Here is a 14,971-nt window from a genome sequence, read left to right as displayed (position 1 = left end):
TGAATTGGAAAATCGAAAGTCAAGAAATCAACAGAATTACAGCTAATACAATCTTTATTTAACAGTAACCTCATGAAAAAGAGCATTCTAGCCCTACTATTTCTATTTTTTACAGGAATTGCCTTTTCTCAAACTACAGTGACCCTTCAGGACCAATGCAATTGCGAGGTGCTCAAAGGAACAGATGTTTCCAGTGCGGGTGCGGTCACACCAGTCGGTGCAGATTTGGGAGATATTTATGTGAACACCAGTACAGGAACCATATATTTCTGGGATGGTGATTCATGGGAGTTTACAGCCTCCGATAATCAGCAGTTAACTGGTTTTACTTTTGATGATACTACAAATATCTTGTCACTTTCTTTGGAAGATGGAGGAAATGTAAATGTTGATTTAAGTAGTTTGAAAGATGTCCTTACGGACTCAAATACGACCATAACCTCATTTGATATTGATGGTACAAATACCAATTTGGTCATAACTGATTCTGAAGCCAATTCTTATGCTGTGGCATTGGCAGATTTGGCAGCTTTGATTGATACCAATACCCAATTGACCGATGCCGAGGTGGCAACAGCGGTGAACAACGAGTTCCCTAACCTTGACACCGATGCAACGGACGATTTCTCGGGCGACTTCAATGATTTGGCCAATATTCCCGCTAATCTTGATGTTGACAGCACTGATGATTTTTCAGGCGACTTCAACGATTTGACGAACCTTCCCGCCAACTTGGATGTGGATTCCACGGATGACTTCGACGGACAGTGGAGCAGCTTGACGGGGGTTCCCGCCGGATTCGCGGATGACATCGACAACGATACCCAATTGACCGATGCCGAGGTGGCAACAGCGGTGAACAACGAGTTCCCGAACCTTGACACCGATGCAACGGATGATTTCTCAGGGGACTTCAACGATTTGACGAACCTTCCCGCCAACTTGGATGTGGATTCCACGGATGACTTCGACGGACAGTGGAGCAGCTTGACGGGGGTTCCCGCCGGATTCGCGGATGACATCGACAACGATACCCAATTGACCGATGCCGAGGTGGCAACAGCGGTGAACAACGAGTTCCCGAACCTTGACACCGATGCAACGGATGATTTCTCAGGGGACTTTAACGACCTGACCAATTTGCCAGCCAACTTGGATGTGGATTCCACGGATGACTTCGACGGACAGTGGAGCAGCTTGACGGGGGTTCCCGCCGGATTCGCGGATGACATCGACAACGACACCCAATTGACCGATGCCGAGGTGGCAACAGCAGTGAACAACGAGTTCCCGAACCTTGACACCGATGCAACGGATGATTTTTCAGGCGACTTCAACGATTTGACGAACCTTCCCGCCAACTTGGATGTGGATTCCACGGATGACTTCGACGGACAGTGGAGCAGCTTGACGGGGGTTCCCGCCGGATTCGCGGATGACATCGACAACGATACCCAATTGACCGATGCCGAGGTGGCAACAGCGGTGAACAACGAGTTCCCGAACCTTGACACCGATGCAACGGATGATTTCTCAGGGGACTTTAACGACCTGACCAATTTGCCAGCCAACTTGGATGTGGATTCCACGGATGACTTCGACGGACAGTGGAGCAGCTTGACGGGGGTTCCCGCCGGCTTTGCGGATGACATCGACAACGATACCCAATTGACCGATGCCGAGGTGGCAACAGCAGTGAACAACGAGTTCCCGAACCTTGACACCGATGCAACGGATGATTTCTCGGGCGACTTCAACGATTTGACGAACCTTCCCGCCAACTTGGATGTGGATTCCACGGATGACTTCGACGGACAGTGGAGCAGCTTGACGGGGGTTCCCGCCGGCTTTGCGGATGACATCGACAACGATACCCAATTGACCGATGCCGAGGTGGCAACAGCAGTGAACAACGAGTTCCCGAACCTTGACACCGATGCAACGGATGATTTCTCGGGCGACTTCAACGATTTGACGAACCTTCCCGCCAACTTGGATGTGGATTCCACGGATGACTTCGACGGACAGTGGAGCAGCTTGACGGGGGTTCCCGCCGGCTTTGCGGATGACATCGACAACGATACCCAATTGACCGATGCCGAGGTGGCAACAGCGGTGAACAACGAGTTCCCTAACCTTGACACCGATGCAACGGACGATTTCTCGGGCGACTTCAATGATTTGGCCAATATTCCCGCTAATCTTGATGTTGACAGCACTGACGATTTTTCAGGCGACTTCAACGATCTGGCCAACTTGCCAGCCAACTTGGATGTGGATTCCACGGATGACTTCGACGGACAGTGGAGCAGTTTGACTGGGGTTCCCGCCGGATTCGCGGATGACATCGACAACGATACCCAATTGACCGATGCCGAGGTGGCAACAGCGGTGAACAACGAGTTCCCGAACCTTGACACCGATGCAACGGATGATTTCTCGGGCGACTTCAACGATTTGACAAACTTGCCAGCCAACTTGGATGTGGATTCCACGGATGACTTCGACGGACAGTGGAGCAGCTTGACGGGGGTTCCCGCCGGATTCGCGGATGACATCGACAACGACACCCAATTGACCGATGCCGAGGTGGCAACGGCAGTGAACAATGAGTTCCCGAACCTTGACACCGATGCAACGGATGATTTCTCGGGCGACTTCAATGATTTGGCCAATATTCCGGCCAATCTTGATGTTGACAGCACTGATGATTTTTCAGGAGACTTCAACGATTTGACGAACCTTCCCGCCAACTTGGATGTGGATTCCACGGATGACTTCGACGGACAGTGGAGCAGCTTGACTGGGGTTCCCGCCGGTTTTGCGGATGACATCGACAACGACACCCAATTGACCGATGCCGAGGTGGCAACAGCGGTGAACAACGAGTTCCCGAACCTTGACACCGATGCAACGGACGATTTCTCGGGCGACTTCAATGATTTGGCCAATATTCCCGCTAATCTTGATGTTGACAGCACTGACGATTTTTCAGGCGACTTCAACGATCTGGCCAACTTGCCAGCCAACTTGGATGTGGATTCCACGGATGACTTCGACGGACAGTGGAGCAGTTTGACTGGGGTTCCCGCCGGATTCGCGGATGACATCGACAACGATACCCAATTGACCGATGCCGAGGTGGCAACAGCGGTGAACAATGAGTTCCCTAACCTTGACACCGATGCAACGGATGATTTCTCAGGAGACTTCAACGATTTGACAAACTTGCCAGCCAACTTGGATGTGGATTCCACGGATGACTTCGACGGACAGTGGAGCAGTTTGACTGGGGTTCCCGCCGGATTCGCGGATGACATCGACAACGACACCCAATTGACCGATGCCGAGGTGGCAACGGCAGTGAACAATGAGTTCCCGAACCTTGACACCGATGCAACGGATGATTTCTCGGGCGACTTCAATGATTTGACGAACCTTCCCGCCAACTTGGATGTGGATTCCACGGATGACTTCGACGGACAGTGGAGCAGCTTGACGGGGGTTCCCGCCGGCTTTGCGGATGACATCGACAACGATGACCAAACCGCTTCAGAAGTGGATTCAGATACTCCTGTTGATGTTGATGGTGATGGGAATACAGAAGCTACGGTAGAAGATGTAATTCAAGCTATTGCTCCAATTACATCCAAAGCTGCAAGAGTGTTTTACCCACCTTCCATAGCCATTGATGCTTCCTCCAACGGTACTTTTAACCTTGACCTTTATCAAGAGTATATCAATCAATATGGATCGCCCACGGTAGGGAGTACAGGTGCACCTGGAGCAATTCCAACGTATAGCCGAACGGAGTTGTACTACTATGTTACCTATGCAGATCCCACAGTTTTCGATACAGGAAGCATGACAATAGATGCAAATGGTAATTTGAATTATACAGTTCAAGCGCAACCTGCCGATTACAATGCATTGATCAATGTGGTGTTTGTGGTAAAATAATAATGATCAAAGACGTATCGATTTTGAAATCAAACACCTCATATAAATCTTTACTCATAGGATTGTTCATTTTCTTTATGGGGATGAGCTTTGCAAGTGCCCAGTTTTTGTTGCAAGCACCTAACACTGGTGATGAGCACAATTACCAATGGTACGAAGCATCAGACACGGGAACCATTTTGGGAACAGATTCATTTTACGAAGCTACCCGACCTGGTGTTTATTTTGCTACTTATGATGGTACACTATGTGGCTCCAATGCAACAGGCTATTTTATTTTAACCGATTGCGAAGCTCCAAATAATGAGGTGATTTTGGATATTTCGGCCAGTGTTCCTTCTGGGGCCACCGTAAGTTGGAGCCCAGCGTTGAGCGGTGACCAAACAAGACCGACAGTAACAAGTACACAGACCGTGATGCGGTATGTTGCTACCATCACAAAAGTCGGGAATAGTACAGAATTACCACGTTTTACTGTGGTATGCATGAGTCAGGCAGCAAACCTTGTGGATGATATGATTGTGGTCAATGAGGATGCATCCATTACCGTGCCCATATTTGATAATGATACCGATCTACCAACCACAGGTGTCATAACAACGACCAATCCATCCAACGGAACCATAACTATTGATGATAATGGAACCGCCAATGACCCAACCGATGATATCTTGACCTATACACCGAACCCCGATTATAACGGAAGTGATAGTTTTGACTATACTATCTGTAATGCTTTCGGGGATTGTAGTACCGCTACGGTCACTGTGGATGTACTTCCCATTGTGGATGCAAATGATGATTCAGTATCAACGGATATTGGTGTGGAAGCTGTTATCTCGTGGAGAGCAAATGATAACGACATACCTTCTACGGGTTCAATTACTGCTACGGACCCATCAAACGGAGCCATTGTGTTAAACGATAATGGAACCGCCAACGACCCTTCCGATGACAATATTACCTACACACCAAATCCAGGATTCACAGGCACGGATTCTTTTGATTATACCGTGTGTGATTCGAATGGAAATTGCAGTACGGCAACAATCACGATTATTGTAAGTCCTTCAGGAATTGACTTGGACAGTGACAATGATGGAATTGTGGACAGTTTTGAGGACTTGAACGCCGATAACGATAATGACCCATCAACCAATCCAACAGATACCGATGGCGATGGAATCCCTGATTATTTGGATATCGACAGTGATAATGACGGTATACCGGATAATGTAGAGGCACAACTCGCTTTAGGTTACATTCCACCTAGTTTGATGGATGCCAACAACAATGGATTGGATGATGCCTATGAAACAGGAGGGAATGTGGGATTGATTCCTATTGATTCCGATAATGATGGACTCCCTGATTATGTGGATGACGATAGCGATGATGATAATGTCCCAGATGCTATTGAAGGGCACGATCATGACCATGATGGTGTTCCAGAGGTAACAATTATAGGCTCAGATAAAGACAACGACGGTTTGGATGATGAATACGAAGGGGAAACCGTGATTGATATGGATGTCAATGATGAAATGGATGACCCAAATACCGCCTTGCCAGACAATGATGGCGACGGAATACCTGATTTCAGGGATTCGGATGATGATGATGACGGTATCGAGACCATGGATGAGGATACGAATGGAGATGGAAACTATGCCAATGATGATTCCAACGAAGATGGTACACCAAACTATCTCGATCCAGACTTAGGGGAGTTAACGGTAGATGAAGAAGAAGTTGATGTGGTCAATGTGATAACACCTAATGGAGACGGTAGACACGATACCTTGGAAATCCGAGGGATTGAAAACTTCCCCAACAACACTGTACGGATTTATAATAGATGGGGAGTGATGGTATATCAAACCAAGGCATACAACACTACCGGCAATGAATTTGATGGCACATCCCAAGGTAGGGTCACGGTGGATCAGAACAATAAACTTCCTGTGGGAACATATTTCTATGTTATAGATTATGAAAATCAGGCAGGGACTATGAAACAGCTTACAGGCTACATATACATTAATAGATAGACGAATGGTTACTGTGTTGAACGAACTTTTTAAAGGAAAAACTCAATGGTTGCTTGCCCTTTTGCTTATAGCAATGGTAAACTTGCATGCACAGCAAGACGCACAGTACACCCAATATATGTACAATACCGTAAGTGTCAACCCAGCCTATGCTGGTTCACGTGGGCACTTGAGTATAGCTGCATTATATCGTAACCAATGGTTGGGACTCGATGGAGCACCCGAGACACAGACCTTGAACGTTCATACGCCTGTCGGTTATCGCGGTGTGGGATTGGGTCTGTCCATTGTAAATGATAAGATTGGACCCACATCCGAAACTTATTTTGATGTGGATTTTTCCTATACTGTTCAAACAGGTTGGGAAGGGAGATTGAGTTTTGGTCTGAAAGCAAGTGCGCACATGTTGGATGTTAGATACTCGGAATTGGATGAATACGCAATTGATGATCAGTTGAACCAAGGGGATTTAAAAAAGTTCTCACCCAATATTGGAGCAGGTGTATACTATCATACCGATAAATTCTATGCGGGTATTTCCGCTCCAAGAATATTGGAAACCACCCATTTTGATTCCTCTTCCGTATCAACAGCTAAGGAGCAGATGAATTTTTACCTTATTACTGGGTATGTCTGGGACCTAAATCCTGTTTTAAAGTTTAAGCCTACACTTTTGACCAAAGCAGTTCAAGGAGCGCCGTTGCAGGTGGATCTTTCCGCCAACTTTATGTACAATGAAAAATTTATTGGGGGAGTAGCCTATCGTTGGGATGCCGCATTCAGTGGTCTTTTCGGCTTCATGATATCAGACCAATTAATGATTGGAATGGCCTACGACCGTGAGATTACCGAGCTTGGAGCGGCCACTTTCAATGATGGTTCCTTCGAAATAATTCTACGATATGATTTCATCAGAAACATTGGAAACATGAAATCCCCACGTTTCTTTTAGGAAGAATTTAAACACCTATTCCCGTTATTTAGCCACAAAGGTCATATTTTTACCTTATGAGAGAGGAAAAAGTGATACTTGTAAATGAAAAGGACGAGCCCATTGGGTTGATGCCCAAAATGGAAGCTCATGAAAAGGCCTTGTTGCACCGCGCATTCTCGGTTTTTGTGATGAATGCAAAGGGCGAGACCATGCTTCAGCAAAGGGCAAAGGATAAATACCACTCCCCACTGTTATGGACCAATACCTGTTGCAGTCATCAGCGGGATGGGGAAAGCAATATCGATGCAGGTAAACGAAGACTCATGGAAGAAATGGGTTTTGCCACAGAACTCAAGGAACTTTTTACCTTTATATACAAAGCCCCTTTTGACAATGGCCTTACCGAACACGAGTTCGATCATGTGATGGTGGGTTATTTTGAAGATGAACCCAATATCAACCCAGATGAAGTTGCCGATTGGAAATGGATGCATCCCGAAGATATCAAAAGGGACATGGCAAACAACCCCGATGCATATACAGCTTGGTTCAAAATTATTTTTGAACGTTTCTACAACCATCTTATGGAAAACATATCGGTACAATGAAGGTAAAAGCAAGTAGAAAGGCCAGTTTCAATGCAGCCCATAGATTGCACCGACCAGACTGGAGCGATGAAAAGAACAAAACCGTTTTTGGAAAATGCAACAATCCAAAATATCACGGGCACAACTATGACCTTATCGTGAGCGTTACCGGGGAAATAGACCCTGAAACAGGATTTGTAATAGACCTTAAAGTGCTCAAGGAATTGATCAAGGAACACGTTGAGGATGAATTGGACCATAAGAACCTGAACCTTGATGTACCGGAATTTGAAAACTTGAATCCCACAGCGGAAAACATTTCGGTAGTGATATGGAACAAGCTGCGTCCCCACATAGACTCCAATAAAGAGTTGGAGGTGGTACTCTATGAAACCCCTCGAAATTTTGTAACCTATACAGGATAAAAACGATGAACCTATACCCATTAAAATTCAAACCAATCCTTAAAGAGCGACTTTGGGGAGGAACCAAATTGAAAGATATTTTAAATAAAACCATCACAAGCGATATTACCGGTGAAAGCTGGGAGCTCTCAGGAGTGGACGGTGACATATCCGAAGTGTCCAATGGCAATTTGGCAGGCACTTCACTCCAGAGTTTAATGGATGAGCAAGGTAAAGCATTGCTTGGAAAGAGTGTTGTTGAAAGATTTGGGAACGATTTTCCGATTCTCATCAAATTCATTGATGCAAAAAAGGACCTATCCATACAATTGCACCCTAATGACGAGTTGGCCAAAAAACGCCACAATTCCTTTGGAAAAACCGAGATGTGGTACATTATGGATGCCGACCCTGGAGCCAAATTGATTGTGGGGTTCAATAAGGATGTGGAAAAAGAGGAGTATGTAAAAAGCCTTGAGGAAGGTACTTTGACCGATTTGATGAATTATGAAGAAGTAGGTGAAGGGGATACCTTCTTCATCAATACAGGGAAAATCCATGCCATTGGGGCAGGGGTGCTTTTGGCAGAGATTCAGCAAACCTCCGATATCACGTATAGAGTGTTCGATTTTAACCGAAGGGACAAAGACGGAAACCTAAGGGAATTGCACACCAGTTTGGCCGTGGATGCCATTGATTATGAAAAAAAGGACGATTTTAAGGTGGATTACCCTAAAATACAGGATGATGTCAATGCCATGGTGGACTGCCCCTACTTTAAAACCAACTTTTTGGAGTTGGGCGGCCCATTGAAGCAAGATTTGTCCGATAGGGATTCATTCACCATCTATATGTGTGTGGGCGGTACGGCTACGATCAATAACGATTGGGGCAGCGCATCCATAAAAAAAGGAGAGACGGTTCTTGTTCCTGCCTCAAGTACTTATGTAGATATTGATACCCGAGGCACCAAACTTTTAGAAGTTACTATTTAATAGTATCTTTAATGAAAACCACCGCGTTATGCCAAGTATTCGTGATTTAAAAAAGGATGTCAATTTTGTCTTGGGAGACATTATAGAAGCCGTCTATATTTGGGAAGCCGGTTCCGGAACCAAAGAATCTGAGGAAGGAACCGTAATCATAGACGAAGCCATCGATGTTTATGACACATTGATGGATAAAATCAATCAAAAAAAGGTAGAGGACACCAAGGCACATTTTAAATCCATTCGGATAGAATTGGAGGAAAAGGCCACCAAGTTGATTGAACGGCTCAATAGCCTTGAGGCCTAGTTGTTTTTGTCCAGGAATTCCTTGAATTCCTTTCCGTATTTGGAGGCCGCCACATCAGAGGTCAATCCTTTGTAGATGGAGTCCAAGTACTTCGGATTAGCTTCTCTGGCCTCAGTCATCAAAATGTACGGTGTGGCATAGGAGTCTCCATTGTTCAGCCCAAAATTTAAGGCATAGCGATATCTGCTGATCGTATTCTTGTTGATCAAACCTTGTATGGAATCCAAAGCAACGGAATCTTCTTGTAATTCGGGAGTTGTGGCTTGTTGTACCAATGAGAGTTCCTTGATGTTGAACTTGGAGTTCATTTCGTAAAATTCCAAAAGTTTTTCATGGGATTTGGAACCAGAGATTTGCACATCGGTATCAAAAGTATTCCAAGCCGTATTGATTACAATATTTCCTGCTTCCCCAAAAAAGGTGATTCTATCGTTGATGTCGTTATTGTCTTTTTTCTTGAGGTAGAGATAAAATATTTCGGGTTCGGTCACTTCTTCGGAAAAACTGAATGTTCCATCCCCTTGAATTTCCAAAGAATCCAAAACCACAAGTGAGGAATCCTTGAATTGTTGCAAATAAAGAGTTCCTTTTTTAAGGCCTTTGATGTTGCCGCTAACGGTCATGGTGTTCTCCGTGTTTTTTTCACAGGACAGCACGGTAATTCCAATAATCAATACAAATAATATCCGCTTCATCATATATTTTTAGCTGGGCAAAGATGCATAATCTTCTGAGAATATCTAAACATTCGAAGCGACTTCCATCAACAAAGCACATAAATAAGCACCTGCGGTACCCACGACATAGCCAAAAACGGCCAAAAGTATCCCTACAGAGGTCAATGATGGATGGAATTCTGCCGCTACAATGGGTGCGGAGGCTGCACCTCCCACATTGGCCTGACTGCCCACGGCCAAGAAAAAGAACGGTGCTTTTATGATTTTTGCCATTAAAATAAGCAGACCGGCGTGAATGGTTATCCAAATCAAGCCGATGGCGATGAGCCCTGGATTGTCCAGCACCTTGCCCAAATCCATTTTCATACCAATGGTGGCCACCAAAATATAGATGAATATGCTCCCAATTTTACTGGCTCCGGCACCTTCATAATTTTTGGCCTTGGTAAAAGAAAGACCAATTCCGATTGCTGTTGCAAAAACAACCATCCAAAGAAATTCCGAACCAAGTGAGGATAATATTTTCTGTGGATTTCGAACGACTTCAAAATTGTTTTGCAGAAAACCAGCAAAATGGTGCCCTACTAAATGGGCGATGCCCACACCGACAAAAGCAAAGAACAGCAACATAATGAAATCCTTAAGGGAGGTAACCCGTGCGATTTTTTCGGTATAGGTGGAAACTTTTAACTTGAGTTCTTCAATGGATGAGGTGTCAGCCTTGAGCCACCGGTCTATTTTTTCGGTCTTGCCCACACCCAGAAGGATTACTGCCAACCAAAGGTTGGCGACCACAATATCAATAAGTACCATGCCCCCGTAATTTTCTTGGTTGTATTCAAAGACCTCGAGCATGGCCGCTTGATTGGCACCACCGCCAATCCAGCTGCCCGCGATGGTGGCAAGCCCCCTCCATACGGCATCTGTTCCGACACCACCCACTGTTTCTGGAGAAAATATGGAGACTATCAAAATGGCAATAGGGCCTCCTATAACAATACCAACAGTTCCCGTCAAGAACATGACCAAAGCCTTTGAACCTAAATTCATGATGGCTTTAAGGTCAATACTGAGTGTCATTAAAATTAAAGCGGCAGGCAATAAATACCTACTGGCAACATAATAGGTATTGGAAGATGATTCATCAATAATGCCCAAACTGGCCAAAATAGCTGGCAATAGGTAGCACATGAGCACAGTGGGGACAATGCGATAAAACTTCCCCCAAAAACCGGTTTTTATGGATGAGGTATAAAAAACAAAACCTAAACAAAGGCAAAGGAGTCCAAAGATAACGGTATCTTGGGTAAATGGTAGTTGGTCCATATATTTTTAAGCTAAAAGCCCAAATATAGGAAAATCATCAACTGTGGTAACTGAGTGGGGTAATTTTGACGGGGTATTCGTGAATTTTTGTATTCAAGACTTGTGGTCTACCTTATTTGTGGAGAATTGATTCAAATCCTGAAGAATCATGATTATTTTGATGGACAGCAACCAAAAGGAAAACATTTGCAGTAATCAAGGAGTCGTCAATCTTTACATTAGTTTTATTTGGATGGGATTGATTGGGCATATCAAAAAAAATCCCAAATTTGTATAATTGCATGTTCGTGGATATGCCATTCCTTTTTTTTGGATTACATGCACCCTTAAGACACTTATATAGAATGAAAAAATCCTTTTTACTGCTGCTTTTGTTTCCTGTTATTGCTCTGGGCAACGATGCCATTTGGGGAAAGACGGGCCACAGGGTCACAGGAGAGATTGCACAAGAGTATCTGACTGGAAAGGCCAAAAGGGCATTGAGCGATTTGTTGGATGGGCATAGCCTTGCTTTTGTTTCCACTTTTGCGGATGATATCAAAGCGGACCGTTCATATTCCAAATACTCAGCTTGGCATTATGTGAATTATCCCCTTGGGATGAGCTATAAGGATTCGGAAAAAAGCGAGTATGGGGATATCGTTACCGCCATTGAGGAATGTATTGCCAAGGTAAAGGATAAAAACAACACTCGTCAAGATCGTGTGTTCCATCTTAAATTACTGATTCATTTTATTGGGGATTTACATCAACCCATGCATGCCAGTAGAGCAGAGGATAAAGGAGGCAATGATATTCAAGTACAATGGTTCGGCGAGGGGAGCAATTTACACCGGGTATGGGACAAAAACTTGATTGAGTCCTACGGAATGACCTATACCGAATTGGCCTCTGAACTGAGCGAGGTGGGCCGTAAAAAACGAAAGGAAATACAAGAGGGTACCATATACGATTGGGTGGATGAATCCCACAAGATATGTGCGGAACTCTATGATTCTGTTGAGGTTGGGGAAAAACTTGGGTACCGCTATTCCTACGATTACAACAATCTACTGTTCCAACAACTGCAAAGAGGTGGATTACGATTGGCCAAGGTATTGAATGAAGTGTTTAAATAAAAGTTTAGGATTGAAGAACCGTTTTTAATTGGTTTCTGTACTCCGAAGGATTTTGTCCGGTAAAGGCTTTGAACGACTTGTTAAAGTGTGAAAAGTTGTTGAAACCACTGTCGTAACACACCTGCGTAATGCTCATGGGCTGTTCTGCCAAAAGTTTGGAGGCATGTACCAATCTGTACTCGTTGACAAACTGGGTAAACGTTTTGTTTGTGATTTTTTTGAAATACCTACAAAAAGAAGGTACCGTCATGCTTACCATATCTGCAATTTGCTCCAAGCTGATGTCTTCTTTGAAGTTTGTTTTCACATAATTAAAGACAATATTGATACGGTCGTTGTCCTTTACTTCGGTCTCTATGGAGAAGCCTTCAGCGTTCAGCACGTTCATTTCGGTTGAGGTGGCCAAGATGTTCAATATATTAAGGATGGATAGTAACCGTTGGAAATCGGTCTGGTATTCCAAGATTTCCATTTTTTCCCCAACCTTCATTTTGGTCTTCCCAGAAAAAGCGATACCGCCCTTGGCAACCTCGAACAATTTCTGGATGTTTTTCATTTCCGGGATATTGAAGAAATCACTTCCCAGAAAATCCGCTTTCATCTGCACCAAGGTTTCACTCTTGTTCCCAGTAAGCTTATCAGTAAAGCCACAATGTGGTAAATTGGAACCTATTAATATAAGGTCACCGTTCCTGTAATAGGATACATGGCTGCCTATTTGTCTTTTTCCCGATCCCCCGTTCACATATACCAGCTCCAGTTCGGGGTGGTAATGCCAACCATTGTTCTTGTTCTCATTGTTCGCATTGAACTTTTGGAACGTGAATGAGTGACCAAAACTCGGGGCTATTGCTTCAAATGCTGGTTTTTGAATCATTTAGTGCAATTTTTCTTCTTTATAACAAAGTTACAAATGTGTTTAAAGCACAAATATCCACAATGTTACCATAAAGTTATGCTATTTTGTCATTAATACTATGTTAAAACATCTACTATGTTAATATAGCATATAAAGTGGAAAAGATGGTGGTATTTCTGTGCATTGTTGCGCCATACATTTGTACTGTAATCTTAAAAAAACGAAGTGTTATGAAAGTAGTAAAGAACCTAACAGTAGCTGCGGCCCTTTTGATCAGTGCGATTGGGATGGCCAACACAGAAGCAACCGACTTTGGTAAAAAGACAGTAGCCAAATATGAGGTTGAAAAGAACTTGGTCAAAGTAAACCTTGATCCAGTATTCGTCAAGAAAGGTCAAAAAATCATGATGAACCTTTTGAACATTTCCAAAGGAAAGGTGCTTTTGAAAGTATACGATAGCGAAGACAGACTTGTTTTTGACGAAGCTATCGACGGCGATATCGTAGTTGAAAAATCCTTCAACTTTGAAAAAGCCTTCAAAGATAAATATACCATAGTTGTAGTTGACAAATTTGGCACCTACAAGAAAACTATGGAAGTAAGATAGTTTGTTTAGTTAATTTTTATGTGCATTGGGGGTCGAGAGGCCCCCTTTTTTTATGCCCATTTTTTAAGTTTTTCCCGTTTCTTTAAAGGGAGTGCTTCATTTTGTATGGCCATTCGCAACACATCCTGATCTTTGATCCTGGAAAAAAGCAAATTATAGAATTGTTGTACGGTCAAAGGGGCTTTTGATTCTTCCACCAGTTCCATGGTATCGCCGACTATAACTTTACCAGATTCCAAAACACGGATGTAGGTGCCGGGAAATCCATGGTCAATGAACTGCTTTAGGATATCTTGGTTGCCAAACCGAATGCCCAATTTATAACAGGGTTCCCTTGGTTGGGTAATCTGTACCAAGGCTGTCCCTAGTTTGTAGGTACTGCCGATTCTTAACTTTGATTCGTCCAAACCTTCAATGGTTAAGTTTTCTCCGAACATGCCCCAATTCCAATCCAAAAGAGGGTATTTTTCTTTCCAATACGGGTAGTTGTCCGCTGAAAATAAATAACATGCTTTGTATGTGCCACCGTGGTATTTTCTATCTACAACGGTATCGCCTTGCACATCTTCCGTATCCAAATAAATTGGTTTGTCAACGGGGTATTTGTAGATGCCTGTCATGGTTTCTTTGCCATTCCACACGATTTTCGTGGGCCCGCCGAGGTTTGTGGAGATAATTTTCATGATGGTAAGTTATAAAAAAACCACCGCTGGTGGCGGTGGTCCTTCATTTTTAATCGGTGTGGAAAAAAATCAATCCTCTTGATCCAACTTCTTGGTCATTGTGAAACCAACAAAAAGGCCTACACCCGCCATCAAGAAAATACTGCCTGGATAGGCAACTTCCTCATCTACCCCTAAGCTATAGTGCAATACGGAGGCCACAAAAATGGCTGCCCCAATGCCCATGAGCAATAGCGCTAGGTTTAGGATAATGATTTTCCAGACCGGAGCCGCCTTGTCTCTTTTGCCCCTCACAAAAATACTCGCGTCCGCCCCTTTTTCTATCAAGGCCAAGCGTTCCTTGTTACGAGTTGAAAAATAAAGGTAGGCAATGGCAAAAATGACCCCGAAAATAATTGGTATGATGATTACTTCTGATCCCATAACTGTTCGTTTTTAATGATTATTCGTAATTTATTTGTTCATAAC

General features: G+C 44.0%; 14 protein-coding genes. 9 read left to right on the top strand and 5 right to left on the bottom strand.

Going from position 1 to position 14,971, the window contains the following annotated elements; all coding sequences use genetic code 11:
- Positions 1-72: 72 nt before the first annotated feature.
- The 7 genes from PY092_RS04880 to PY092_RS04850 all read left to right on the top strand — a co-directional run bounded on the left by PY092_RS04880 (position 73) and on the right by PY092_RS04850 (position 9,232).
- Positions 73-3,960 (top strand): hypothetical protein, encoded by a 3,888-nt coding sequence (locus tag PY092_RS04880; RefSeq protein ID WP_275614739.1) that lies wholly within the window; start codon positions 73-75, stop codon positions 3,958-3,960.
- Positions 3,961-4,037: 77 nt separating this feature from the next.
- Entirely contained in the window at positions 4,038-6,011 is a 1,974-nt protein-coding gene (locus tag PY092_RS04875) for a T9SS type B sorting domain-containing protein (protein WP_275615000.1), read from the top strand.
- A gap of 4 nt (positions 6,012-6,015) precedes the next feature.
- Positions 6,016-6,963 carry a PorP/SprF family type IX secretion system membrane protein gene (locus PY092_RS04870; RefSeq protein ID WP_275614738.1) on the top strand — a complete coding sequence of 316 codons (948 nt, stop codon included), beginning with the start codon at positions 6,016-6,018 and terminating at the stop codon, positions 6,961-6,963.
- Between the two features lie 56 nt (positions 6,964-7,019).
- Positions 7,020-7,553: an isopentenyl-diphosphate Delta-isomerase gene (gene idi / locus PY092_RS04865; RefSeq protein WP_275614737.1), complete on the top strand. Its 534-nt coding sequence runs from the start codon at positions 7,020-7,022 to the stop codon at positions 7,551-7,553.
- Positions 7,550-7,957 (top strand): 6-pyruvoyl trahydropterin synthase family protein, encoded by a 408-nt coding sequence (locus PY092_RS04860; protein ID WP_275614736.1) that lies wholly within the window; start codon positions 7,550-7,552, stop codon positions 7,955-7,957. The genes idi and PY092_RS04860 overlap by 4 nt, the downstream gene beginning before the upstream one ends.
- A 5-nt stretch (positions 7,958-7,962) precedes the next feature.
- Entirely contained in the window at positions 7,963-8,931 is a 969-nt protein-coding gene (locus PY092_RS04855) for a type I phosphomannose isomerase catalytic subunit (protein WP_275614735.1), read from the top strand.
- Positions 8,932-8,959: 28 nt separating this feature from the next.
- Positions 8,960-9,232 carry a hypothetical protein gene (locus PY092_RS04850; protein ID WP_275614734.1) on the top strand — a complete coding sequence of 91 codons (273 nt, stop codon included), beginning with the start codon at positions 8,960-8,962 and terminating at the stop codon, positions 9,230-9,232.
- Here PY092_RS04850 and PY092_RS04845 read toward each other — a convergent pair.
- Both PY092_RS04845 and PY092_RS04840 read right to left on the bottom strand, forming a co-directional pair.
- Entirely contained in the window at positions 9,229-9,930 is a 702-nt protein-coding gene (locus PY092_RS04845) for a DUF4369 domain-containing protein (protein ID WP_275614733.1), read from the bottom strand. The two genes, PY092_RS04850 and PY092_RS04845, sit on opposite strands and share 4 nt — an antisense overlap.
- Before the next feature lie 42 nt (positions 9,931-9,972).
- Entirely contained in the window at positions 9,973-11,235 is a 1,263-nt protein-coding gene (locus tag PY092_RS04840; protein WP_275614732.1) for a DUF819 family protein, read from the bottom strand.
- 344 nt (positions 11,236-11,579) lie between these two features.
- On the opposite strand from PY092_RS04840, the gene PY092_RS04835 reads away from it, so the two are divergent.
- Positions 11,580-12,353, top strand: coding sequence for a S1/P1 nuclease (locus PY092_RS04835; RefSeq protein WP_275614731.1), 774 nt, complete (start codon positions 11,580-11,582; stop codon positions 12,351-12,353).
- Positions 12,354-12,357: 4 nt separating this feature from the next.
- Here PY092_RS04835 and PY092_RS04830 read toward each other — a convergent pair whose 3' ends face one another.
- Entirely contained in the window at positions 12,358-13,230 is an 873-nt protein-coding gene (locus tag PY092_RS04830) for an AraC family transcriptional regulator (protein WP_275614730.1), read from the bottom strand.
- Between the two features lie 212 nt (positions 13,231-13,442).
- Between PY092_RS04830 and PY092_RS04825 the strand changes: the two genes are divergently transcribed.
- Positions 13,443-13,820 carry a hypothetical protein gene (locus PY092_RS04825; RefSeq protein ID WP_275614729.1) on the top strand — a complete coding sequence of 126 codons (378 nt, stop codon included), beginning with the start codon at positions 13,443-13,445 and terminating at the stop codon, positions 13,818-13,820.
- Positions 13,821-13,870: 50 nt separating this feature from the next.
- Here PY092_RS04825 and PY092_RS04820 read toward each other — a convergent pair whose 3' ends face one another.
- Both PY092_RS04820 and PY092_RS04815 read right to left on the bottom strand, forming a co-directional pair.
- Positions 13,871-14,503 (bottom strand): MOSC domain-containing protein, encoded by a 633-nt coding sequence (locus PY092_RS04820; protein ID WP_275614728.1) that lies wholly within the window; start codon positions 14,501-14,503, stop codon positions 13,871-13,873.
- A gap of 69 nt (positions 14,504-14,572) precedes the next feature.
- The gene (locus tag PY092_RS04815) at positions 14,573-14,926 is read right to left on the bottom strand and encodes a DUF6249 domain-containing protein (RefSeq protein WP_275614727.1); all 354 of its coding nucleotides are present in this window, start codon (positions 14,924-14,926) and stop codon (positions 14,573-14,575) included.
- Positions 14,927-14,971: the final 45 nt, after the last annotated feature.

This window comes from Flagellimonas yonaguniensis (genome assembly GCF_029193885.1).
Lineage (GTDB): Bacteria > Bacteroidota > Bacteroidia > Flavobacteriales > Flavobacteriaceae > Flagellimonas > Flagellimonas yonaguniensis.
The sequence above is the reverse complement of the archived record's forward strand: the minus strand, read 5'-3'. Positions and strand labels throughout refer to the sequence as shown.